Genomic DNA, 23,925 nt, shown 5'->3' with positions numbered 1-23,925 from the left:
ATTCTCCTTCCTACCCCTTTTATGTATACTCTTAACGAGCTGAAAGACCGTCTTTTGTCTGAACTCAAGGAAGTTGCCGAGCAGCTAAATGTCGGGAACTTCAAGCGCTTGAGCAAGCAGGATTTGATTTATAAAATCTTGGACCACCAGGCCGCGCAGCCCGATGGTTCGCCCGCCGCTAAAAAGCCCGCTTCTGCCGCCGCGCCTACCCCCCCCGCCGAAGCTGAAGCCCCGGCTGCTCGCGGTACGCGGGGCGGGGCCGGCCGCCGCCGCCCGGCCGCCGACACGGCCGACCAGCCCTTTTCTGACGTGGCCGAGCCGGTAAAAAATACTGAGCCGCAAGAAGTTAGTCAAGCAGTTGAGGCCGAAGCGCCGCAGCCTACCCGCCTCGAACGGGTAGAAGCCGACGAGCAGGCCCTGGCCACCACCCCGGTAGCCGAGGAGGAGCAAACCGCGCCGCCTACCGAAACCAACCCCACGGCCGAAACCCATTCAGCCGATGAGAACACGGTGACGATGGACGACTCCCAGCCCCGCCGCGAGCGCCGCGAGCGCGTGGACCGCGCCGGCCGGCCCCTGCCACGCCGCGAGCCCGGCCAGCCCGCTCCGGCCGCCGCCGCTGAGGCCGCCACCGCCGAAGTTCCTACTCCCGACCCTTACGCCGACCGCCGCGAAACCCGCGAGCAGCGCTTCGAGCGGGAAAACCGCGATGGCCGCGAGCCGCGCGAAAACCGGGATGGCCGCGACCAGAACCAACGTCGCAACGACCAGCCCCGCAACGAGTTCCGCGAGCCGCGTGAACCACGCGAGCCGCGTGAAAACCGCGAACCACGCGATAATAACAACGGTAGCAACGGCAACAACGGCCAGCCCCGCGAGCCGCGCCCCGCCAATGGGGTAGGGGCCACCGACCAGCCCCGCCTTAGCCGCGAGGAGCGCTATGCCCAGCGCGAAGCCCAGCGCCAGCAGCGCCGCGAAGAGCGCCAGCGCACCGGCGGCGATGACCAGGCAGCTGCTACTGAACAAGTAGATGATAGCCAGCAGAATACGGCTAGGCAGCCGCAGCCAGAGCGCCGCGACGATAACCAGCGCCAGCCGCAGCAGGCTCCGCGCCCGGCCCGCACCCCCGAGTTAGACTTGGTAGTACCCGGCTCGGGCACGATGGAGCTGATGGCCGATGGTGGCTACGGCTTCCTGCGCTCGCCGTATTACAATTACTTATCCTCGCCCGACGACATCTACGTGTCGCCGCAGCAGGTGCGGCAGTTTGGCCTCAAGGCCGGCGATACGGTGCAGTGCACCATGCGCCCGCCCCGCGAAAACGAGAAATACTTTGCCCTGGTAAACGTGGAGAGTATGAACGGCCGCACGGTGGAGGAAGTACGCGACCGCGTGCCGTTCAGTCACTTAACCCCGCTTTTTGCCGACGAGAAGCTCAAGCTCAGTACCAAGCCGACCCAGATTAGCACCCGCGTGCTCGACCTGTTTGCGCCCATCGGCAAGGGGCAGCGCGGCCTTATCGTGGCCCAGCCCAAGACGGGTAAGACGGTACTTTTGCAGGAAATCGCCAACGCGATTTCGGAGAATCACCCCGAGGTCTACCTCATTATTTTGCTGATAGATGAGCGCCCGGAGGAAGTGACCGACATGTCGCGCTCGGTGAAGGCCGAGGTGCTGTCTTCTACCTTCGACGAGATGGCCGACCGCCACGTAAAAATCGCCGAACTGGCCCTAGACAAAGCCCGCCGGCTAGTAGAGTGCGGCCACGACGTGGTGATTCTGCTCGATTCAATTACCCGCCTGGCGCGGGCCTACAACACGGTGCAGCCCAGCTCATCGCGCATCCTTTCGGGTGGTATTGATGCCGGCGCGCTGCAAAAGCCCAAGCGTTTCTTCGGTGCGGCCCGTAATATCGAAGGCCCTGGTTCCCTGACAATTATCGCCACCGCCCTCATCGAAACCGGTTCCAAGATGGACGAGGTTATCTTCGAAGAATTCAAAGGCACCGGCAACATGGAACTCCAGCTCGACCGCAAGCTGGCCAACAAGCGCGTGTTTCCGGCCATTGACATCCCGGCTTCCGGCACCCGCCGCGAAGACCTGCTGATGAGCCGCGACGAGCTGAGCCGCGTGTGGGTGCTCCGCAAATTCATGACCGACATGAGCGCCACCGAGGCAATGGAATTCCTCAAGGACCGCATGAAAGGCACCAAGGACAACGAAGAATTCCTGCTGGCGATGAACGGGTAACGCCGTCGGAATCAGCTTGTAAAATGCCTCACCAAATTTAATTTGGTGAAGCATTTTATATTTACCGTAGGAGATAAAAATGCAGCATGCAATTATAACTCACATGAAAATTATTTTCACGCTAGTTGCCTGTTTCACAGTTTCTTTGATAGCGGCCCAAGCTGCGCCGCCGTGCGCTCTATACACCGCCGCTAGCTCAGATACCTGGATAACTGCTTTGAAACATCGGCCGCTGCAGCAACAGGTATTGCTGGTACGCCAACGTTTTACCTGCGATGCCAGAACGCGCGGGATGAGGCCAATTGGCGACCGAATAACTCCAACTCACCTGCACTGGGATACCGACCCGCGCCCAGAAGGCGTAACGCTGCTTTACGTGGTAGACGGACAGGTAATTGCCCATGATTCTACCGCCCAATTTCTGCATTTAGTAACGGTGCAATCCGTTAAAACCCTCGACTTGGTGAGCGGGCGAACCGCCACAGCACTTTATGGCTACCAAGGTGTTAATGGCATTGCTGTTGTGACTACAAAAATTCACTGATTCATCTTCGCCACTCATCGCTGACCCAACGCCAGCATCCCGATAAACGCCACGCTCAGGCACACCGACGACACCTGATTCATCCGCATGGTCCAGGTGAAGTTGGCTAGCGCCGGGTCGTGCCAGGCCAGCCAGGCCCAGCGCGAAAACAGCGCCACCACCGGCCCGGTCGCCAGCAAAAAAATCAACAGGTTTTGCACTTCCCCGCGTTGCCAGTAGGTGAATCCCATGAGCAGCGTGCCCGCCAGCAGCCCGCCCGCCGCGAATATGAACGTGCCCCGAATGCCCAGCCGCAAGCTCAGCGTGCGGTCACCGCGCCGCGCATCTTCCTGGTGCTGATAGATTTGGGTGAGGGGGTAGGAGCCGCACAAAAACAGCGAGCTGACCAGCGCCAGCAGCAAATTGGTTTTCTCAAACAGCGCCCCCGGCCCGGCCCCTACCCCCACCTGCGCCATGAGGAAGGTAAATGCGCCCTGAAACACCACCACCACGGCCGTGCTCAGCAGCGGGTACTTTTTGAGCCGAATGCCCTCGTAGCTGTACGCCTTGGAAACCAGTAGATAAACCACCACCAGCACTGCGAAGCGCCAGCCCAGCAGCAGCGCCCCGCCCAGCGCCAGCGCATCAAAAAGCCGCACCAGCGTCAGCAGCTCGGGCGTGACTTTAGGCGGCGCGGCCAGCCCCCCGATGCTGCCCTCGTCGCGGTCGTAGTACGAGTTGTAGCCGTTGGAAGCCGGGTACACCAGCAGGTGCAGCACGGCAAAGGCCCCCAGCGCCCGCCCCCAGCTAAACGGCTCGCGCAGGGCGCTGAGCCCGAACCAGAACACGGGCATCAGAAACAGCGAAAACGGCAGCCGTAGTAGCACAAAGGCTTGGCGGTAGGGACTTGGTGCTCGGACAGCGGTGCTCTGAGTACCGGCCGCTTGGCTATTCGTTGGCAAGGGGAAGTGATTTATTAAGCGACTACCAAAGGAAGCTAAAAACGAATTGAAAAGACATAATTCAGCTTGAAAATCAAAAGCTAATAAGCCTCCAATCAATTAGCCTCCAAGTACTAAACAGGAACCCCAATCAGATACGTCACCCGCGGGCCCCACCAGCGGCGTAGCTGCCCGGCCTGCCAGTGGTAATGGCCGGCCGGGTCGGCCAGTGCAGCCAGGGCCAACAGCTGCGCGGGCGGGTACATGCGTAGGATGGATACCGTACCGTCCCACATAGTCGCCAGCGGAATAACGGGTAGTAAATACGTGAAAACTAATCGACTACCCTGAAAAGGCCGAAAGAACGGCGTGAGCAGCAGCTGCGCCACGGGCAGTACCGTGAGCGCCAGCCCGATTTCGAGCCAGCTCTTGGCCGCACCCTCAAACACGCCCACGCCCACGCCGCCCGCTACGGCATCGCGCAGCAGCGCGGCGGCCTGCGACGGTGCAAAGTGGTGAAAGGCCGAAAAAATAACCCGAAACCCCGGCTGGTCGGCCGGCACGCATAGCGCATTCACGGGGGTAGGCAGGCCGCGAATGGCCCCGCTGGTGCGCCGCGCCACGTCGGCCCAGGCGGCGGGCTGGGGGTAGAGGTCGGTGAGGGTGATGGTGGCGGCCGGCACCGCGTGGGCGCGCAGGGTGGCCAGCACGGTTTCGGTGCCGCCGCCCGCGCCCGCGCCCAGCTCCAGCAAGTGCGTCTGGCCGGTGCGGCGCAGGGCGGCGGCCAGCAGCGGCCCCACGGGCCGGTAAATCCCCAGCCGGGTAATCATAAACCGCAGATAGTCCATCATCCCGGCCCGGATAACGGCCGGAAACCACGGCAGGTCCTCAAACTCAAATAAGCGCAGGCGAAGCTTCACGGCGGGGTAGGGGGGTAGGCGTTGGCTTGCCGCTTACGGAAAAAAGCCGCCGGCCGCCGGCCAGCTCACGCTACCGTCAGTTACCACCGATGCCAAATACTTTTTTCAGCAGCGAAGTAGTGCGGGCCACCGGATTTTGCCGAATGTCGGCCTCCTCCTGAGCAATGAGCGTGAACAGCCCGTCGATGGCCTTGCCGGTAGCATACTGGTTAAGGTCCGTTTGCACGGGCCGCACCAGCGGCAGCTGGTTGTAGGTGGTGGTGAGGGTCGAATAATATTTGGTAGCGTCCACTTTAGCCAGGCTTTGCTGCATAATGGGCATGAAGGCCGTGGTCAGCTGCGTGGTAGTGGTGCGCTTCAGATACTGGGTAGCCGCGTCTTTCTGGCCGGTCAGGATATTCCACACATCGGTGAAGGTCAGCTGCTTGATGGCGTTCAGGAAAATGGGCTTGGCGCTCTTGGCCGCGTCCTCCGCGCCCCGGTTCAGCGACAGCTCAAACTTATCGACCTGGCTGCCCAGCCCGATGCTGCGCAGGGTAGTGGCCACGCGCTGCGCATCGGGCGGAAACGGGATGCGGATGAGCTTATTCAGGTAGAAGCCATCGGTTTGCGAAGCCTGGTCCGAGCCCTTCGAAATACCCTGGATGAGCGCCTCCTTGAGGCCATTGGCGGCCTCGGTATTGGTGAGGCCGCCCACGGCCCCGGTCGTTGGGGTAGTCTTCGTACTGGTACTGGTTTTGGTGATTACCTCCTTCACCTGGCCGAGGCTGGGTAGGCGGAATTGAGCGTGGGCGGGCAGGACAGCGGCCAACGCCAGTAGGGCAGTGGAAAGCAGGTAATTTTTCATGACGAATGCTACTGGCGCAACAATGGGAGAACAGCTTGGCGACGCGCAATTTCCGGCCGCGGACTGAACGTTAGCCAAAGCTCGTACCAAAACAGCCCGCTTTGGGCGGCCCTAAGCGGTGGGCACGTCGATAGAATGGCGCCGCTCGTCGGGCGCGAGCGGGCGGTACGGCGCTAAAAACGGGCGTTGGTAGATTGCCGGGCTCCGCTGCCAGCCGCGGGCACCAGCCGCCGCAGCCTGTGCCAGCTGGCCCCTAGCGCCGCCAGCAACCACGGCAGCCCGAATGCCTGGCATAGCGTCAGGCACCCGGTAAGGGGAATGTAGCCGCGTCCCCACGCAAAACCCAGCAAGGCAATCGCCGCCAGCACCCCTTCAAAAATGAGCAGGGTGCCCGCTACCACCCGCCCCCGACCGACACCAGCGCTGCCCTGCGCCAGGCACTGCCGGAACAGCCAACGCATGAGCGGCAACCGGATATAAGCCACCAGCAGAGCCGGCACAATGCCTGTGCCAGCCAAAAACAAGTAGAAGTCGAACCACTCGCCTCATACCTCCCGGAGCTGGTAGGGGCCGCGATACGTGAGCCAGCTCGCGCCCACTGCCAGCGAAATAGCGAACACCAAGCCCCCCGTTACGGTGAGGAAAAGATGGCGATTAGCCAGGGTGGCGGGGGAGAGAGACGAGGACATATAAAAAATTCTTCCCTAAGTAACACTTCTACCCCTGTTTACACTAACTTTGCAGTACAAAGTACTTCACCGCCCCGCATGAAGCCTGCCGCCCAAGACCCCCTGGCCCAACTCACGGAAATCCGCGCCATTATGGAGCGTAGCTCGCGCTTCCTCTCGCTCAGCGGACTGAGTGGGGTAGGGGCGGGCGTAGTGGCGCTGGCGGGCGTACTGTTGCTGGAGCGAATGCTGCCGGCCGGCTCGGCCTATGAAGGAATCGCGGACTTCAACAGCTTCGCCGCTTTGCTGGAGCGCAATGCGGCGGCGCGCGAAAGCTGGTTCCTACCCCTGCTCGGGCTAGCGGTGAGCATGATAGCGCTGGCGCTGCTGGCTGCGGCGTTTTTCACGTTGCGCCGCACCCGGCGCGAGGGTTTACGCTCGCTCTGGACGGCCCCGGCGCGGCGGCTGCTGGCGGCGCTGGCCGTGCCGCTGGTGGCGGGCGGGCTATTTTGCCTGAAGCTATATGTGAGCGGTGCGGTGGCGCTGGTGGTGCCGGGCCTGCTGCTGTTCTACGGCCTGGCCTTGCTCAACGGTAGCAAGTATACCCTGGATGAGATTAAATACCTGGGTATCACGCAGGTGGTACTAGGGCTGGTGGGGCTGCTGCTGCCTGGCTACGGCCTGCTGCTGTTCGGGGCGGGCTTTGGGGTGGGGCACATCGGCTACGGCCTGCTCATGTACAACCGCTACGAACGCCCCGCGCCGGCTAAAGCGGCCAAGGCGAACTTTGCCCCGTGAAGTACGCCATCCACACCCTCAATAAGGCCTTCGACCACCGCGTGCGCCTCGGTGTAATGGCCGTGCTACTGGCCAATGAGTCGGTGAGCTTCAACGACTTAAAGGAAAGCCTCGACCTCACCGATGGCAACCTGGCCAGCCACGTAGCCGCCCTCGAAAAAGCTGGCTACGTGCTGGTTAGCAAGCAGTTCATCGGTAAAAAACCGAATACTACCTACCAGGCTTCCGCCGCGGGCAAAGCCGCGTTTCAGGGACACCTAACCGCGCTGGAAAAGCTACTGCGGGGGTAAGGAAAGAGTAGCGTGAGTAGACGTTTGTCCTTGCGAGCGCAGCGCGGTAATATTTCCTAATCGTTGAGTTACTACCCCTAACGTGCAGGAAAGATTGCCGCGTTACGCTCGTAAGGACAAACGATTAACCATACTAATAAACGGATTTCAAACTCTTTTTTTTGTGTTAATGCTTTGAATTACAAAGTTCTTTAAAAATGCAAGCAATTTCTTTCTGGCCGGCTAAGTCGGCCACCGCGCCCGCGCACCGCATCTCCACCCGGCTGGCGACCCTGTTGGTAACGGCCACGGCCCTGAGCGACTACCTCTTCTGGCACCAAGGGGTAGGGCTGAACGGGCTGATTTACATGCTGTTTCTGGTAGGCGCACACTTGTGGCTGCTGCCGCGCCACGCGCCGGTGCGGCGCACGGCTGGCTTCTGGGTGGCGGGGGCGGGCTGCCTGCTCAGCGGTGGGCTGGTGGCCTGGTACGGCTCGGCGGCGGCGCAGTGGGCGGCGCTGGCCTCGGGACTGCTGCTGCTGGGACTGGTGAACCAGGCGGGACTACGGCTGGTGAGTTCGGCGGTGGGCACGGCGGTGGCGGGCGTGCTGCCGTCTGTAGCGCTGGTGCTTAGTGGCTTACGCGTGCCGCGGGGGGTAGGCGGCCGGCTGCGGCGGGGCTGGTTTTACGGCCGGCTGCTGGGGCTGCCGCTGCTGGGGCTGGTGGTTTTCCAGGGGCTGTTCGCGGTGGCCAACCCGAAATACGGCGAGCTGAGCGCGCGAGCCTGGGCGGGGCTGGGCGAGTGGCTGGGGCGGCTGTTCGAGGCTATTTCGGTGCCGCATCTGCTCTTTCTGGTTTTGTGCGGGGTAGGGGCGGCGGGCGCGCTGGTGGTGGTGCCGGTGCATTTTTTTACGGACTACGAGGGGCGCTTTGGGGAATTTGTGCGGCGGCAGCGCGATGGCGTGGCCAGCTTCAGCGTGCGGCGGCCCAACTTTGCGCTCACCAGCCGCCGCCTGCTCGATTTGCGCAAGGAGTGGCTGGCGGCGGTGGCCTCGTTTGGGCTGCTGAACGCACTGCTGCTATTGGTGAACGCGGTGGATATCCGCTGGCTGTGGTTCGGCTTCCGGCCCGCGCCCGATTTCGACCTCACGCAGTTTGTGCACGAAGGTACTTACGTGCTGATTTTCAGTATTCTGCTGGCGGCGGGCATCATGCTGTGGTTTTTTCGGCGCAACCTCAATTTCTACCAGTCCGGCCTACCCCTGCTGCGCTGGGGTGCCACGCTCTGGGTGGCGCAAAACGCGGTGCTGGCCGCGAGCGTCGGGCTGCGCAATTACTATTACATCACCTATACTGGCCTGGCTTACAAGCGTATCGGGGTGTACGCTTTCCTGCTGTTGACGCTGTTCGGGCTGGGCACGGTGCTGCTCAAAATCTGGCAGCGGCGCTCATCTTTCGGTCTGGTGCGGCTCAATTCGTGGGCGGCCTACGCGGTGCTGCTGGCACTGGCGGCCGGCAATTGGGAAATCTGGATGGCCGAATACAACCTCCAACCCCGCTTCCCGCGCCTTGACATCGGCTTTCTGCTGGCCATGCCGCCCCGCGTGCTGCCCGTGCTGGCCGCCCACGAAGCCGTGCTAACCCAGGTGCCCCAGCTGGTGGCCGAAAACGAGTACGGCGAGTACGAGCGCCTTAGCCCCGCGGCGGCGCGCCAGCGACTAAGCCAGCGCCTGGCCGCGTTCCGGGCCGCCTACCCCCTCCGCGACTGGCAGAGCCGGACGGGCGTAAACGAGCAAGCCTTTAGAGCGGTGAGCACGAACTCGCCAGCTCGCTAATTCATCATTTCTAATTCAACATTCTAAATTGAATAAAATGACTTTCACCGACTTCAAGACCTATTTCCAGGCTAACCAGGGCCACTACACCGACCTCGCCTGGGACGACCCGCACCAACTCACGGCTCACGAGCTGCGCGCCGTGCGGGCCTCGCTGCAAACCTTTCAGCGGGGCGAAAGCTCGGAGGGGCACTACCTCTACGCCCGCGCCAAACAGCTCGGCGATGCCGAGTATCTGGCCGCTATGCGCCTGTTCATCAAGGAAGAGCAGAGGCACGCGGCGGTACTGGGGCGTTTTATGGACCAGCAGGGGATTCCACGCCTGCGCGGGCACTGGCTCGATGCCGCGTTTCGGGGCCTGCGCCGGGTACTGGGGCTGGAGCACACGCTGCGGGTGCTGCTCACGGCCGAGGTGGTGGCGGCCGTGTACTACCGGGTGCTGTTCAGCGCCACGTATTCGGGGCTGCTTCAGCAGATTTGCCGCCGCATCATGCTCGATGAGGAAATGCACCTCAACTTTCAGTGCTTCACCCTGCGGCACCTCTCGGCCGGGCGCGGGGGGGTAGGGGCTTGGCTACGCCGGCTGGCCTACCGCGCCCTCATGGCCGGCGCGGCGCTGGCCGCCTACGCCACCAGCCGTGCCACCTTCCGGGCCGGTGGCTACGGGCTGCTGAGCTTCGGGGCGGCCATTGTAGCCGAGTACGCCCGCGTGGAGCGGATGCAGCAGGATGGCCTTATCGCGGTGCGGGGCGGGCAGCCAGTCGCACCGGCCGCGGTGGGGCCGGTAGGGGCGTGGCAGTGGCCGGGCCAGCAGCTGCGCGCCGCGCCGTGAATTGCACAGAAGCAGGTTTTGGTTGGTAAGGCAGTAGCTTAGAGGCGCGTAGCAAAAATCTTCCCCACCCTAAATGACCAGAATCCTACTTCTTTTCGTGCTGGCCATCGCCGTTTTGTTGGAGCTGGCACTCACGGTTGGCGCGTTTTTCTTTCCCATATTTACGCTGGCGCAGTTTGGGGTGACCTACGGCCCGGAGACGAAGTTTCTGGCTTACCTCACGGGCTGGTTTTTACTGTTCATAACGCTGGCGGCGGCCCTAGCCTGGGCGTGGGTGCGGCAGCGCCACGCGGGCGCGGCGGGCCTGTGCTACCTGCTGGGCGGCTGGTGGATTGGGATTGGCATCGGCATTTTCGTGGTATTTGGCAAGTCCGACAACCTGTTGCTCGATACCCTAAAAGGCTTACTTATCGTAGTACTCACCTGGCGCGGCCAGCGGGGTAGCACCGTGCGCTCCTCCACCTCCCAGCCGGCCTAAGTACGTATGACCCAAGCCCTACCCCACTCTGTGCCGCGCCTCCGCCCGCGCCCGCTGGTGCGCCACGCCCCCAAGCGCCTCTCGCGCCTGGGCCAGGTGCTGGCGGGCTTGCAGCTGGCCAAGGAAACCCTGACTATTGTGCTGCTGGGCGTGCCGCTGCTGCTGGCGCAGCCGGTGCTGGCCCCGGCGGCGCTGCCGGGCGTGGTACTCTACCTGTTTCGCTGGGTGCTGGTGCTGGGCCGGCTGCGGCGGCGGGTGGCGGTTACGCTCTGGATTTTTACGTTGCTGGATGAGCTGTGGGGCCTGGCCCTATTTCACTACGCCTACGACGAGCCCACCGCCCGGCAGCTGCACTACCTCAAGTGGAGCGTGAGCATCGGGCTGACGCTGACGTTGCTGGCGCTGGCCGAAATCTGCTACCAGCGCCTGCGCGAGGGGCGCACGTTGCGCCGGGCGCTGCTGCGAGCGGCCTAGCGCCGGGGTTGGTGGGTATCTTTGCCCTTCCCCGCCTCTGATTTGCCATTTATGGCCGAAGAAAACCTGCCGCCCGCGGCTCCCGATTCCACGCCCGCCCGCCCCGCTGCCGCTTCGCGCCCGAGCCAGAAGCGGCCCGGCCGGGGCACCCGCCGCCTGGTGCGTATTGCCTGGACGCTCTTTTTTGTGGGGGTAGGCTTTTTTCTGGCGTATCCGCTGCTGGTGCGCAGTAATTTTTTATTCCTCTTCGGTAAATCGCCGAGCCTAGAGGAATTAGAAAATCCGAAGGTGGAACAAGCCTCGCAGGTATTCACTGCCGATGGGGTGCTGATGGGCCGCTACTTCCGCGAAAACCGCTCGCCAGTGCGCCTCAGCGAAATGTCACCCTGGTTAGTTAAAGCGCTGATTGCTACCGAGGATGCGCGGTTTTATGACCATTCGGGTATTGATGCGCCCTCGCTGGCGGGCTCCATCTACTACGGCCTGCGGGGCGATAAGCGGGGCGGCTCTACCCTCAGCCAGCAGCTGGCCAAGAACTTATACAAAACCCGGCGGGCCGAAAACCGGGGCGCGCTGAGCCAAGTGCCGGGGGTAGGGGTCATTATTGCCAAAACCAAGGAGTGGCTCACGGCCGTGGAGCTGGAGCGCCACTACACCAAGCGCGAAATTCTGCGCATGTACCTGAATACCGTGGAGTACGGCTCCAATGCGTTCGGCATCAAGGTGGCGGCCAAAACGTTTTTCAGCACCTCGCCCGATAGCCTCAACGCCGTGCAGGCCGCTACCCTCGTGGGGCTGCTGAACAACCCCACGGCCTTCAACCCGCGCTTTCACCCAGCCGCCTCGCGCCGCCGCCGCAACGTGGTGTTGCAGCGGATGGGCCAAGCGGGCGACCTCAAATTAGCTGAAGTCAAGGCCCTGCAAGCCGAGCCGATTGTGCTCGATTACCAGGTAGAAAAACACATTGACGGACCGGATAACTACTTCCGCAGCGCCATTAGCCAGACGGTGAACCACTGGTGTGAGGAGCACGGCTACGATATGTACCGCGACGGCCTGCGCATCTACACCAGCCTCGATTCGCGGATGCAGGACCACGCCGAGCAGGCCGTGCACCAGCGCATGAAACTGCTGCAACAAACCTTCGACAGCTTCTGGCGCAATAAGGGCCAAAACCCTTGGGTGGACGAAGACGGCCACGAAATTCCCAACTTCATCGAAACCCAGATGAAGCGCACGCAGAGCTACCACAGCCTGGCCGCCCGCTACCGGGGCCAGCCCGCCCGCCTCGATTCGGCCCTGCACGCCAAGCGCCCGATGAAGGTGTTTACCTGGAAAAAGCAGGACGGCGATACCACGCTGGTCATGTCGCCGCTCGATTCGCTGGCCTATTACAAGCACTTTTTACAAGCCGGCATGATGACGATGGACCCCTTCACGGGCTCTATCAAAGCCTGGGTGGGCGGCTTGGACTACCGCTTCTTCAAGTACGACCACGTGAAGCAGGCGCAGCGCCAGGCCGGCTCTACGTTCAAGCCCTTCGTATACCTCACGGCGCTGGCCAACGGCTACTCGCCCTGCGACCGCATCCGCGACCAGCGGGTGACGATTAAGTACGTCGAAAACGGCAAGCCGATGGAGTGGCAGCCCGACAACGTGACCCGCGAATACACGGGCATCAATATGACGCTGCGCTCGGCGATGGCGCGCTCGGTCAACTCCGTTACGGCGCAGCTGACCGAGAAAGTAGGCTGGGCCAAAGTGGCCGACTACGCGCATAAAGTGGGCATAACCAGCCCCTTACTGCCGGTACCGAGCATCGGCCTGGGCTCGGCCGGCGACGTGAGCGTGTACGAGATGGTGGATGCGTACTCGACTTTTCTCAACAACGGCTTCCGGTCGGCCCCGCGCCTCATCACCCGCATCGAGGACCGCAACGGCAACGTGATTCAGCAGTTCGACCCGGTGCAGAAGCGCGCCATCTCGCCCGAAACGGCCTGGCTCATGGTGTACATGCTGCGCGGCGGTATGGAGGAGCCCGGCGGCACCTCGCAAGGGCTGTGGGATTTTCAGGACCTGTGGCGCAAAAACAACCAGATTGGCGGCAAAACCGGCACTACCTCCAACTACTCCGACGGTTGGTACATGGGCCTCACCAAGGACCTGGTTTCCGGCATCTGGGTGGGCGGTGAGGACCGCAGCATCCACTTCTACCGCTCGCAGCAGGGCGAGGGCGGCCGCATGGCCCTACCCATCTTCGGCCGCTACATGGAGAGCATCTACAAGGATAAAAAGCTGAGCTACGACTACGGCCCCTTCCCCAAAGCGCCCACCGGCCTCAAGCGCAAGTACGTGTGCTACACCGAGTACGAGCCGCCGCGCCGCCGCGCCGAAGTCATTGACACGTTATCGGCCGATAACCTGCTGGAACAGCTGAACCAGGGGGGTAGGGATAGCGTGCGCTAGGGACAAGAATCATTCTGTCCATAATTATGCTGGAAATTCTAATTCACGAGCAATAGAATTTAAAGTATTGCGATAGGAATTAATATTTTTTGACCTTATAAATTCACTGGTAAATAATTTCAGCGCTTCCTGCTGATAACCCGCGTGAAACATAGTTTGGATTTGTGCAGACGGATAGTGAGAATGGTGGCCGTTAAGTAGAAACGCATAAATGTCCTCCCGGCTTTTTATGCTGACTAAATAGGAATGAACATACTGGTCAAAATCATTGATTAGCTGCTGGCTAATTTTTGCTATGTCCGATGTGACAGTGAGTTCAATCCAGCTATCGGATGGGCTGTTTCTAAGATGACCGTATCGTTTGCGAACTGCACAAGAAACCTCCTGAAATTTTAGTCCTGACTTTTGGTTGCTTAAATAGTATTCAAAATCTTCCAAATATAGACTGACATTAACTGTGAATGAAAGGCTATCAGCAGAATTGTACTGAGACTTTTGAAACTGAATAATTCTTCCCCACCCTTCTGGACTATAATATCGAAAATTATTACCAGATTTTTTATAGCCTAACGCTTTGAATTTAGGCCACAAAGTAGATTTTACTAATTGGTCGAAAATCGAGTTGAGGTCAGTCATTTTTCGGAATTTATAGGAGTTTCAACCAAAAAGTGCCCGGCCCGCACATGCGTGCAGACCGGGCGCTTCTGGTAAAATTCAAACGGGCTTACTGGCGCTCGATGGCCGTGGCAGTGCTGGCCGTAACCGGCGCAGCCGTTGTTTTGGCTGAGGAGTAAGCGGGGCAGGAGCCGCGGTTGCAGGCCCCGAGGCCGAGGGTAGCGGCCCCAACGGCGAGGATAAGGAGCTTTTTCATAAAACAGTAAAAATGAGGAGGAACGCGAGTAGGCTCCAAAGATAGGGCCAGAGAGTGGTTAGGTGGTTGAGAGCGTGCGTAGTTAGATGAGTTTCTGGGAATAGTGCCGCGCCAACTTTATTGCCTCCTACCCCCAGCCTAACGGTCCGCGTGGGCTATTCCGTATAGCCCAGGATTTTTAGCATGCTGGCCGCCTCCTGCTTGGGCGCGAACACGGTGTCGGTGAGGGTGCCGTTGGGGGCGCGGTCCAAGATGACGTGTTTGGGTGCGGGAATGAGGCAGTGCTTGATGCCGCCGTAGCCGCTCAGGCTTTCCTGGTAAGCGCCGGTGTGGAAGAAGCCCACGTAGATGGGCTCGTCGGTAGCGGGCTGGTGGCGAGCGGGTTGCAGCTGCGGCAGGAACGTCTGGTAGATGTGCTTCTCGGAGTTATAGTAATCCTGCGAGTCGCAGGTGAGGCCGCCGAGCTGGATTTTGCGGTAGGGCCGGTTCCAGCCATTGAGGGCCAGCATGATGAAGCGCTGGTTCAGGGCCCAGGTGTCGGGTAGATTAGTGATGAAGGAGCCATCAATCATGTACCATAACTCCTTGTCGTTCTGTAACTTCTCATCCAGAATGGAGTAAATCGTGGCCCCGCTCTCGCCCACCGTGAAGATGCCGAACTCGGTGAAGATATTAGGCTCCGGCACGCCCTCCTCGGCGCAAATGCGCTGGATGGTGCGCAGAATCTCAGCAATCATGTACGGATAGTCGTATTCGAGCTGAATGCTGGTCTGAATGGGCAGCCCGCCGCCGATGTCAATTGTCTGGAGGGTAGGGCAAAGCTTGCGCAGCTCGCAGTATTTGTGGATGAAGCGCGATAGCTCGGTCCAGTAATACGACGTGTCCTTGATGCCGCTGCTGATGAAATAATGCAGCATGGTGAGCTCAAAGCGCGGGTCGTTCTGGATATTTTCCTCGTATAGCGGCACCGCATCGGCGTAGCGCACGCCCAGGCGCGAGGTGTAGAACTGGAAGCGCGGCTCCTCATCGGAAGCCAGGCGCAGGCCCATCTTGACCTTGGTGCCGGCGTTGACGTGCGCGGCGTAGTAGTCAATCTCGTTGGGCGAATCCAGGATGGGTAGGCAGTTCACGAACCCATCGTTGAGCAGCGCCGAAATGTCGCGCTTGTACTCCTCGTTCTTGAAGCCGTTGCAGATAATATACTTCTGCTTATCGAGCTTACCCTGCTCAAACAGCGAGCGGATGATGCTGATATCGAACCAGCTGGACGTTTCCAAGTGCACGTCGTTCTTGAGCGCCTCCTCCAGCACAAAGCGGAAGTGCGACGACTTGGTGCAGTAGGCGTAGGAATATGAGCCCTGGTAGCCCGTTTCGATAATGCCATCGGCAAACCACTTTTTAGCCCGCTGAATCTGGGAGCTGATTTTGGGTAAGTACGTGAGGCGCAGTGGGGTGCCGTGCTTCTGCACCAGGGCCATCAGGTCAATGTCGTGGAAGAATAGCTCATTTTCGCGCACCTGAAAATCGGCGTTTGGAAAATCGAAGGTTTGGGTAATCAGGTCCTGATAGGTGTCCATTAAATGAGTAGCTGATTGCTGATTGTTAAAAACGTCCGTCATGGCGAGCGAAGCGCGGCAACCGCATCAGAACGAAATCGGGCGGGTATCGTTCGGGGGCGATTGCCGCGCTTCGCTCGCAATGACGGACGTTTTCGAGAACTCGAAAAAAAGCCCGACCTTTGCGGGCAGCGTACCAAAAGTACCGCCGGGGGCCGGAAAGAATTCGGCCCTGCGCATCGGTTTCCGATGGAAGGAAGCGACATGGCTACGGCGCGCCCGCGCCGCAAGGCAGCGCTCGCCTACCCCCCCGCCGGGGGGTAGGCGGCCCGATGCCGTGCCCCCATGTCCCTACCCCCCCCCCCACCTGATGAAACGCATTAAGCTCATTGAAGTCCGCTCCGAACTCGGGGCCGGCACCCGCGGGGCCAGCATGGGGCCCGATGCCCTGCGCGTGGCCTGCCTAAACCAGGGCTCCGACTACTTCCGGCGTTACAATGCCGTGGTGACGTCGGACTTGAACCACGTGCTGTTCGATAAAACGCCCTTCCGCTTCGCCAAGCACATCGACGCGATTTACACCGTGCAGAAGGGTATTGCCAGCGCCGTGGAGCAGACGCTGCGCTTCGGCGAGTTTCCGTTGGTGCTGGCCGGCGACCACAGCAGCGCCAACGCCACCATTGCCGGCATTAAGGCGGCCTACCCCCACAAAACGCTGGGGGTCATCTGGATAGATGCGCACGCCGACATCCACTCGCCCTACACCACGCCCAGCGGCAACGTGCACGGCATGCCGCTGGCCGCGTCGTTGGGCGAGGATAACCGGCCCTGCCAGCGCAACGAGCCCGATGCCGACACCGAGTTTTTCTGGCGGCGGCTCCAGAACCTGGCCGAGCCCGGCCCCAAGCTGCGCCCCGAGCACCTCGTGTACGTGGCCGTGCGCGACACCGAAGCCGAGGAAGAGGCGCTCATCGAGCTCCTGAATATCAAGTGGATAAAGCTGCCCGAAATTCAAGTCAAAGGCTCGCGCCAGCTCAGCCGCGAGATTTACGAGCACCTGCGCTTCTGCGATATGGTGTATATCTCCTTCGACGTGGATAGCCTCGATTCGGAGTTCAGTAAGGGCACCGGCACGCCGGTAGAAAAGGGCCTGTTTTTATCAGAAGCCGAAAACCTGTGCCAGGACCTGCTGGAAAACGACCGCGCCGTGTGCTTCGAGATGGTCGAAATTAACCCGACCCTCGACAACGAGAATACGATGGCGAACAACGCCTTTATTATTCTGGAAAAAGCCACCGCCGCCATCGAAAAGCGGCTGCGGCTGGATGAGGTAGTGAGCCGATGATGGACAATTTTGCTTATCGCACAATCTCTACCCACCCCTTATAGCTGCGCTTGGTGTTGGCCGCGTCGGCAAACTGTACTTCGGCCAGGTAGTAGTAGATGCCGTTGGAAACCAGGCCGCTGGTGTTGCCGTCGCCGGTGGCCGCGCCGGTCCAGTTTATGTAGGGGTCCTGGTCGCTCTCGTACACCTTGCGGCCCCAGCGGTTGAAAATCTGGATGCGGGTGCGCAGGATGGTACTGGCCGTTTTGGGCCGGAACACGTCGTTTTTGCCGTCGCCGTTGGGCGTGAAGATGTTGGGTAGCAGGAAGAACGCGCACTCATCCTGGCAGGCCGAGTTGCTGAGCGCGCTGCGGATGCCCTGGGCGCTCACCGCCTGTACCTGGTAGCAGTAGGCCGATTTCAGCAAAAACCGGTCGGCGTAAGTGAGGCTGGTAGTGGAGTCGATGGCCACGTAGATGCCGGTTTGGGAGCTGCTGCGCAGGATGCGGTAGTAGGCCGCGGCCACGCTGCACCCGGTGGGCGCGTTGCCTACGGTCCAGCGCAGGTCGTTCTGGTAGCGCTGGTTGTCGGCGGGGTAGGTGGGCAGGTTGGCCAGGCTATCGCAGTTGGGAGGGCGTAGGCTGAGCACCGGCGTACAAGGCACAGCTTGTAGCACGGTGCAGGCTTGCTGGCTGTTGTTCAGCAGGTTAGTCAAAAAACTAACGTCCGGGTACTGGCCATTGGTGAGCACGTAGTAGCAATACTGCTGGCCGCGCTGAAGCTTGGGGTCGGCATCAGTGTAGGTGCCGCCGGCCGCGCCGGTGGGGGCCGTGCCGATGGCCGCAAACGTGGTGCTGCCGGGGTCTTGGCGGTAAATGGTGGCCGGCTGCTTGGTATTGTCCCAGGGCACGGAGTAGGCCCAGCTCACGGCCACGCGGCTGCCCAGGCCGTCGGGCACCAGGCTGGTGCGCACGCTGCTGGCGGTGGGCGCGGTTTCGGCCTGCTCCACGGGCGCGCCGCTGGCATTGTCGGTGTTGAAGAACGTGAGCTGGTAGGTGTACTGGTTGGCCGCCGTGTTCAGGTTGCGGTCCACGTACACGGTATCGGCCAGGGTAGTAATGGTAGCCACCGGCGTGAAGGCCGCCGAGCCGGCCACTGCCCGGCCCAGGCGGTAGCCCAGCGGTGCCCCAAACGTGCCGACATTGGGCCGCGGCTGGGTCCAGCGCACCGTAATCTGGCCGGTGATAGCGTCGGTCGTGTTCACGTCCACGTTGGTGAGCCGCGCCGAGCGGCCAGTAAAGGTCAGGCACGCCTCGTTCGAGACGAGGCTGGCTCCGCCCGAAGGCAGCGGAAACACCGCATAGATGCGGTAGCTGTACGTTTTACCCCGCATCAGACCGGCCCCGCCGTTGTTGTCGGCAAAGGTGGTGGCGGTGGGCGGCACCGCGCCCACCTGCACGTAGCCCGAGCCCGCGGGCAGGCCCGTGTTGCAGGGGCCGGGCGAGTAGTTGTAGCACCCTTCGCGCCGAAAAATCAGCAGCTGGCTGGCGTTCTGGCAGGTGTAGGGGTCCCAGCTCAGCAGGCTGGTGAGGGGGCTGATGTTGGGCACGGGCGCAGCGCGCAGGTTCTGGGGCGGCGGCCCCACCACCGTAATGCGCACCGGCCGCTCGTCAATCAGCGTCGGCGCGTTGCTGCTGGCGGGCGGGCTGTCCTGGGCCTTAAACACCACCACGTAGGGCTGGTTGGAAACGTTGTTGCACTGGGGCGTCCAGCGGAAAGTACCCGTCACGGAGGTTCCCGTGGAAGTCTGGACGAACGTGGCCGGCGGCAAAATGCCGCTGTAGGCAAATAGCGTAATGGGGCTCGGGGCCAGCGCGCCGGGGGCCGTGCCGTCGGTGGCCGACACGGTGAGCGTGACGGGCGTGCCCGCCACCACGCACAGGTCGGGCGGCACCGTGATAACCGGCGGTAAGTTATCGGTGGCCGTCACGATAATCTGCATGTCCCGGATAACGGTGCCAATCAGGCGGAAGCCGTTGGCCGTGCGTCGCCATTCCTCCACCGTGAAGGCGATGTTGTAGGTGCCGGCCAGGCTGGGCGCGTTCCAGGTAATCTGGCCGGTTTGGGGGTCTTGCACGATGATGGCCGGGTTGCCGGCCTGGCCGGTCGGCACGCCGGGGTAGGGCACCTGCACGCCCTTGGGCGAAGTATTATTGGGGTAGAAATAGCCCGCGCAGGTCACCGAGTCGGGCGTGTTGCCGTTGTGTATGGCCGCGGCAATGCCGCCCTGCACCTGGCGGCTGGGGCTGAGGTGGTAGGAGAGCGAGTCGCCGTCGGCATCGTAGCCGGCCGGGTTGTGCAAAAACACCTGCCCAACGGCCCCACGGTCGATGGCCGGAGCGCGTAGCACCGGCGAGTGGTTGCGCCCGTAGGCCGGGTTAATAGTGATGCTGGAGCTGATGTAGAACGTCTGCTGGTCCGACGACCGCATGTTCACTACCCCGGCCACCCGGTTTTCGCCCACGAAGCTCACCCGGTACTGCCCGGCCCCCGCGTAGAAGTGGTCGAAGTTGAAAATGATTACGTTCGTCTCCCCGTTCAGCGGCGTTTCGCTCACCTTCGGAATATTATCCTGGCGCGTGCCATCGCCAAAAAAGATGGTCGACGTGTCTTGCAGGGCCGCCCCCGGAGTCGAATTACGATAAATCGTGAGCCGGAAAAAAATGTGGTTCGGGTTGCCCGTCACGCTGTCTACCCTGGCCTGAATGTCGCCGGCCCGCAGGTGCGAGGCCCGCGCCGCCTCGGGCCGCAGCCAGCCCAAACCTATGACCAAAAAAGCCAGCAGCCAGGCACAAAACGGCGGCTTTAAACCAGACAGTACTGAAAATCGCATACGTTCACGTAGTTTTCAGCAAGGTACGCATGGGGCAAAAAAGCCCCAGGGGAAGCGCGCTAATACTTGCTGATAAACGCATACGCCCCCAGCGTATAAGCCGTGGCCGACGAAAAGTGGTCGCCCCCCGGAATGGGGTGCAGCTCGACCTGCGTGGCCCCGCGCTTTTGCATGGCGTCGTAGGCATCCTGCGAGTTGAAAAAGGGCACGTAGTCGTCGGCCGTGCCGTGGAAGAGGGCCAGCGGCGCGGCCGGCTTCCAGTCGTAGATGTCGTTGTCGGCCAGTGCATCATTGAGCGCCGCGTCCGAGTTGGTTAGCACCGCCTGCCGGAAGCTGGCCGCAAACAGCTGGTCCGCCCGGCCGGGCACCGCGCCGAAGGGGTCGGCTTGCAGCTGGGTGGCGTAGGGCTCCTGGTAATAGAAGGAATACGGCCGGTTCAGGGCGTACACTCGGTCGTAGGTGCGCAGCACCCACACGTAGGTACTGAGGAAACTGAGCGGCTGGGTCGCGTTCAAAATATAGCGGGCGAAGGCCGTTTTGTGGTACGCCCCCGCGCCCGGCGCGCTGGCCGTCACGGGCAGGGTAGCGGCGTATTTCGCTTCCAATAATTTGTGCAAGGCCATCGTGGCGTAGCCGCCCTCCGAGTAGCCAAGCAGGAAGTTTTTCTGGTTAACGCTGATGGCCTGCTGCTGGCAGAATTCGCGGGTGGCCCGCAGCATATCGGCCGCAGCCGAGGCCAGCGAGGCGGCGTGCTCGTAGGGGTGGGGTAGGGCCTTGCTGGCCCCGTAGCCCAGGTAGTCGGGGGCCGCCACCACGTAGCCTGAAGCGGCCAGCACCGACACCACCGACCACACGTCGCTGCCCGCGGCGTAATACGACGGAGCCTGGCCCTCGCTGCCGGGCAGCAGCGTGCCGTGCTGGTAGCTGAGCACCGGCAGCGGACTCGGGGCCACCGGCACCAGCACCGCGCCCGAGGCGGTAGTTTGCTGGCCCGCGGGCGTGCTGGTATGGTAGGTGAGGCGGTACACCCGCACCGGATAGCGCGCCAGCGCCGCCGCTACTGGCACCGCCGGCACCCGCGCCCCCAGCGTGGCGGCGCTGTACTCGCCGATGAGCGTGCTACCCGTGAGTACCGTCTCGGTGGGGGGGGTAGGGGCTGCCGGGCCGGGGCCGGGCGAGTTGCTTTTGCAAGCCGGCACGGCCAGCAAGAGCGCGAAAATCCAGAGCAGAGGTAAGGCAGAAAAACGGGGGGTAGGCACGCGGAAAGAGCTGGGTAAGGAGAATAACCAGCGCCCTAACGCCCTACGCGCCCGGCGGCGTTCCCGGCCGGCCGCGTAGGGCGCGTAAGGCCCCGCCGTACCTTTGCCCTCGTGCAACAGCTAGAACAAACCCTCCTCACTGCCCTGCAAGCGGCCGCCCAGGCCGTATTCGGGCAGGAAATCCCCGCCGCCAGCCTCGTGCTGCAGCCCACGCGCAAAGACTTTGCGGGCAGCTTTACCCTCGTCACGTTTCCGCTCACCAAAGCCTTCGGCAAAGGCCCCGAGGCCATCGGTCAGGGCCTGGGCGAGTGGCTGACGGCCCACGCGCCCGCCGTGCGCGGCTTCAACGTGGTGAAAGGCTTCCTGAACCTCGAAATTGCCGATGCCGAGTGGCTGAAGCTCTTTGGCGAGCTGGTCGCGCAGCCGGCCGGCGCGCCCGTGCCCTTCGACGGCCCCCGCAACGTGGTAGTGGAGTACTCTTCGCCCAATACCAACAAGCCCCTGCACCTGGGCCATTTACGCAATAACTTCCTGGGTTACAGCGTGGCTGAGATTCTGAAAGCCACCGGCGCTACGGTTTCCAAAGTGAATCTGGTAAACGACCGTGGTATCCATATCTGCAAGTCGATGTTAGGCTACCAGCGCTTTGGCCACGGAGAAACGCCGCAGAGCGCGGGCATTAAGGGCGACCACCTGGTGGGCAAGTACTACGTGCTCTTCGAGAAGCACTACCGCGAGGAAGTGCGGCAGCTAGAGGCTGAAGGCGTAGCCGCTGACATCGCCAAGCGCCAAGCCCCACTGATGCTGGATGCTCAGCAGATGCTGCAACAGTGGGAAGCCGACGACGCGGAGGTAGTGGCTCTTTGGCGGCAGATGAACGGCTGGGTGTACGAAGGTCACAATGCGACTTATGAGGCTATTGGCGTTGATTTTGACAAGTTCTACTACGAGTCAGGTACCTACTTGTTAGGCAAGAAGCGGGTAGCGGAAGGTCTAAGCAAAGGTGCATTCTCTACGAAGGAGAATGGCTCGGTTTGGGTTGATTTACAGGCTGAAGGCCTCGACGAAAAATTGCTGCTGCGCGGCGATGGTACCAGCGTATACATCACGCAGGACCTGGGCACGGCCGAGTTGAAGTACGAGGATTTTGGCTACGACAGCAGCATCTACGTCATCGCCGACGAGCAGAACTACCACATGCAGGTGCTGCAAGCCACCCTGCGCAAGCTGGGCAAGCCCTACGCCGCCGCCATCCACCACCTCAGCTACGGCATGGTGGACCTGCCTACTGGTAAAATGAAAACCCGCGAAGGCACCGTGGTCGATGCCGACGAGCTGGTGCGGGAAGTAGAAGAAGCCGCGGAGGCTGCCACCCTCGAAAAAGGCAAAACCGAGGGCCTCAGCGACGAGGAATTGCAGCAGCTTTATCACACCCTGGGCCTGGGCGCGCTCAAATACTACCTGCTGAAAGTGGACCCCAAGAAGCGGATGCTCTTCAACCCCGCCGAGTCGGTGCGGCTCGAAGGCGACACCGGGCCATTCATTCAGTATTCTTACGCCCGCATCGCCTCCATCCGGCGCAAGGTGCTGGCGCAGGGGGTAGAAGAAACCACCGATTTCAGCTCGCTCACCGAGCTGCAACCCACGGAGCAAGAGCTAATTCAGCAGCTGGCCGGCTACGCAGGGGTAGTAGCCGAAGCCGCCCGCGCGCTCTCGCCCGCCGTGGTGGCGCAGTATGCCTACGACGTGGCCAAAAGCTACAACCGCTTCTACACCGAAGTACCCATTTTCGCTGAAACCGACCCGCTGAAGAAAGCCTTCCGCGTGGCCCTTTCGGCTAAAACGGCCGAAACCCTTAAAACTATTCTCGGCCTGCTCGGCATTGACGTGCCTGAGCGCATGTAGGGGGTTGAGAAATAAAGTAAGACCGTCATGCTCATCTGGCGTCCGCTTGCCGAAGCATCTCTACCGCGCAAATAGCTTTAAAATTGAGAGTTAGCTACGCGATAGAGATGCTTCAGCAAGCGGACGCCAGATGAGCATGACGGTCTTTTTATTGAAAATCGAAGTAATTGACTTTATGAAAAGCGTAGCAGTCTACTGCGGCTCCAGCAGCGGCAACCAGGAAATGTACACGCAGCAGGCCCAGGCAATGGGCCGTGAGCTGGCCCGGCGCGGCCTCACGCTGGTATACGGCGGCGGCCGGGTGGGCCTGATGGGCATCATCGCCGACGCCGTGCTGGCCGCGGGGGGTAGGGTTATCGGCGTCATCCCTCGTTTCCTGGCCGATAAGGAGCTGGCGCACCGGGGCTGCACCGAGCTGCACGTGGTAGACACCATGCACCAGCGCAAGCTGCTTATGGCCGACCTGGCCGACGGCTTCGTGGCTATGCCCGGCGGTTTCGGCACCCTCGAAGAGCTATTTGAAGTCCTCACCTGGGGCCAGCTCGGCCTGCACGGCAAGCCGGTAGCCCTGCTCAACACGCTGGGCTTCTACGATAAGCTGCTGGCTCTGCTCGACCACATGCGTGCTGAGGCGTTTTTGCGCCCTGAAAACCAGGCGCAGCTGCTGCACCACGCCGATGCCGCCGCGCTGCTGGATGCGATGGCGGAGTACCAGCCCGCCAGCGTGGAGAAGTGGCTGACCCCGCGTACGACGTAAAAAGAACGGTCATGCTGACGCAGGAAGCATCTCGACCGCGCAAGTAACTCTTAACGTTA

The 23,925-nt window shown here is 61.5% G+C and carries 22 protein-coding genes; 12 read left to right on the top strand and 10 right to left on the bottom strand.

From position 1 onward, the window contains the following. Nucleotides 1–21 precede the first annotated feature (21 nt). Nucleotides 22–2,250, top strand: a complete 2,229-nt coding sequence (gene rho, locus LC531_RS12705) for a transcription termination factor Rho (RefSeq protein WP_223650728.1) — start codon at nucleotides 22–24, stop codon at nucleotides 2,248–2,250. Between the two features lie 103 nt (nucleotides 2,251–2,353). Further along, on the top strand, nucleotides 2,354–2,794 hold the full coding sequence (locus LC531_RS12700; RefSeq protein WP_223650726.1) for a hypothetical protein: 441 nt from the start codon (nucleotides 2,354–2,356) through the stop codon (nucleotides 2,792–2,794). Between the two features lie 14 nt (nucleotides 2,795–2,808). Here LC531_RS12700 and LC531_RS12695 read toward each other — a convergent pair whose 3' ends face one another. The 5 genes from LC531_RS12695 to LC531_RS12675 all read right to left on the bottom strand — a co-directional run bounded on the left by LC531_RS12695 (nucleotide 2,809) and on the right by LC531_RS12675 (nucleotide 6,170). Continuing rightward, complete coding sequence (locus LC531_RS12695; RefSeq protein WP_223650724.1) at nucleotides 2,809–3,660, bottom strand: UbiA family prenyltransferase; 852 nt, start codon at nucleotides 3,658–3,660, stop codon at nucleotides 2,809–2,811. A 188-nt stretch (nucleotides 3,661–3,848) separates the two neighbouring features. Then, nucleotides 3,849–4,634 carry a class I SAM-dependent methyltransferase gene (locus LC531_RS12690; RefSeq protein WP_223650723.1) on the bottom strand — a complete coding sequence of 262 codons (786 nt, stop codon included), beginning with the start codon at nucleotides 4,632–4,634 and terminating at the stop codon, nucleotides 3,849–3,851. 76 nt (nucleotides 4,635–4,710) lie between these two features. Then, entirely contained in the window at nucleotides 4,711–5,481 is a 771-nt protein-coding gene (locus tag LC531_RS12685; RefSeq protein WP_223650721.1) for a DUF4197 domain-containing protein, read from the bottom strand. 173 nt (nucleotides 5,482–5,654) lie between these two features. Continuing rightward, a complete protein-coding gene (locus tag LC531_RS12680; protein WP_223650719.1) occupies nucleotides 5,655–5,999 on the bottom strand; it encodes a hypothetical protein in 345 nt (114 codons plus the stop codon). Between the two features lie 27 nt (nucleotides 6,000–6,026). Continuing rightward, a complete protein-coding gene (locus tag LC531_RS12675) occupies nucleotides 6,027–6,170 on the bottom strand; it encodes a hypothetical protein (protein WP_223650717.1) in 144 nt (47 codons plus the stop codon). A gap of 78 nt (nucleotides 6,171–6,248) precedes the next feature. On the opposite strand from LC531_RS12675, the gene LC531_RS12670 reads away from it, so the two are divergent. From LC531_RS12670 to LC531_RS12640, 7 genes are all read left to right on the top strand, one after another. Next, complete coding sequence (locus LC531_RS12670; protein ID WP_223650716.1) at nucleotides 6,249–6,947, top strand: hypothetical protein; 699 nt, start codon at nucleotides 6,249–6,251, stop codon at nucleotides 6,945–6,947. Beyond that, nucleotides 6,944–7,237 (top strand): winged helix-turn-helix domain-containing protein, encoded by a 294-nt coding sequence (locus LC531_RS12665; RefSeq protein WP_223650714.1) that lies wholly within the window; start codon nucleotides 6,944–6,946, stop codon nucleotides 7,235–7,237. Before LC531_RS12670 ends, LC531_RS12665 begins: the two co-directional genes overlap by 4 nt. Nucleotides 7,238–7,434: 197 nt before the next feature. Next, on the top strand, nucleotides 7,435–9,051 hold the full coding sequence (locus tag LC531_RS12660) for a DUF4153 domain-containing protein (protein WP_223650712.1): 1,617 nt from the start codon (nucleotides 7,435–7,437) through the stop codon (nucleotides 9,049–9,051). A gap of 37 nt (nucleotides 9,052–9,088) precedes the next feature. Next, complete coding sequence (locus tag LC531_RS12655; RefSeq protein ID WP_223650710.1) at nucleotides 9,089–9,883, top strand: ferritin family protein; 795 nt, start codon at nucleotides 9,089–9,091, stop codon at nucleotides 9,881–9,883. Nucleotides 9,884–9,956: 73 nt separating this feature from the next. Next, nucleotides 9,957–10,361 (top strand): hypothetical protein, encoded by a 405-nt coding sequence (locus LC531_RS12650; protein WP_223650708.1) that lies wholly within the window; start codon nucleotides 9,957–9,959, stop codon nucleotides 10,359–10,361. A gap of 30 nt (nucleotides 10,362–10,391) precedes the next feature. Then, nucleotides 10,392–10,835, top strand: a complete 444-nt coding sequence (locus tag LC531_RS12645) for a hypothetical protein (RefSeq protein WP_223650706.1) — start codon at nucleotides 10,392–10,394, stop codon at nucleotides 10,833–10,835. Nucleotides 10,836–10,886: 51 nt separating this feature from the next. Continuing rightward, nucleotides 10,887–13,301, top strand: coding sequence for a transglycosylase domain-containing protein (locus LC531_RS12640; RefSeq protein ID WP_223650705.1), 2,415 nt, complete (start codon nucleotides 10,887–10,889; stop codon nucleotides 13,299–13,301). Nucleotides 13,302–13,325: 24 nt separating this feature from the next. Here the strand turns inward: LC531_RS12640 and LC531_RS12635 are convergent, their stop codons facing one another. The 3 genes from LC531_RS12635 to LC531_RS12625 all read right to left on the bottom strand — a co-directional run bounded on the left by LC531_RS12635 (nucleotide 13,326) and on the right by LC531_RS12625 (nucleotide 15,749). Continuing rightward, a complete protein-coding gene (locus LC531_RS12635) occupies nucleotides 13,326–13,937 on the bottom strand; it encodes a DUF4304 domain-containing protein (RefSeq protein WP_223650703.1) in 612 nt (203 codons plus the stop codon). Nucleotides 13,938–14,025: 88 nt separating this feature from the next. Further along, a complete protein-coding gene (locus LC531_RS12630) occupies nucleotides 14,026–14,172 on the bottom strand; it encodes a hypothetical protein (RefSeq protein ID WP_223650701.1) in 147 nt (48 codons plus the stop codon). Between the two features lie 155 nt (nucleotides 14,173–14,327). Continuing rightward, nucleotides 14,328–15,749, bottom strand: a complete 1,422-nt coding sequence (locus tag LC531_RS12625) for a type III PLP-dependent enzyme domain-containing protein (RefSeq protein WP_223653956.1) — start codon at nucleotides 15,747–15,749, stop codon at nucleotides 14,328–14,330. Nucleotides 15,750–16,098: 349 nt separating this feature from the next. Here LC531_RS12625 and LC531_RS12620 point away from each other — a divergent pair, with 349 nt between their 5' ends. Beyond that, entirely contained in the window at nucleotides 16,099–17,073 is a 975-nt protein-coding gene (locus tag LC531_RS12620; RefSeq protein ID WP_223650699.1) for an arginase, read from the top strand. Between the two features lie 13 nt (nucleotides 17,074–17,086). Here the strand turns inward: LC531_RS12620 and LC531_RS22730 are convergent, their stop codons facing one another. Both LC531_RS22730 and LC531_RS12610 read right to left on the bottom strand, forming a co-directional pair. Then, on the bottom strand, nucleotides 17,087–19,885 hold the full coding sequence (locus LC531_RS22730) for a gliding motility-associated C-terminal domain-containing protein (protein ID WP_262903286.1): 2,799 nt from the start codon (nucleotides 19,883–19,885) through the stop codon (nucleotides 17,087–17,089). 119 nt (nucleotides 19,886–20,004) lie between these two features. Continuing rightward, nucleotides 20,005–21,204: an alpha/beta hydrolase family protein gene (locus LC531_RS12610; RefSeq protein WP_223650696.1), complete on the bottom strand. Its 1,200-nt coding sequence runs from the start codon at nucleotides 21,202–21,204 to the stop codon at nucleotides 20,005–20,007. A 111-nt stretch (nucleotides 21,205–21,315) separates the two neighbouring features. Between LC531_RS12610 and argS the strand changes: the two genes are divergently transcribed. Together argS and LC531_RS12600 are read left to right on the top strand one after the other, a co-directional pair. Continuing rightward, entirely contained in the window at nucleotides 21,316–23,109 is a 1,794-nt protein-coding gene (gene argS / locus LC531_RS12605) for an arginine--tRNA ligase (RefSeq protein WP_223650694.1), read from the top strand. A gap of 151 nt (nucleotides 23,110–23,260) precedes the next feature. Then, nucleotides 23,261–23,866, top strand: coding sequence for an LOG family protein (locus LC531_RS12600; RefSeq protein ID WP_223650693.1), 606 nt, complete (start codon nucleotides 23,261–23,263; stop codon nucleotides 23,864–23,866). The last annotated feature ends 59 nt before the right edge of the window (nucleotides 23,867–23,925 follow it).

The organism is Hymenobacter psoromatis (genome assembly GCF_020012125.1).
GTDB classification, from domain to species: domain Bacteria; phylum Bacteroidota; class Bacteroidia; order Cytophagales; family Hymenobacteraceae; genus Hymenobacter; species Hymenobacter psoromatis.
This window is presented reverse-complemented; position numbering and strand designations above follow the sequence as displayed.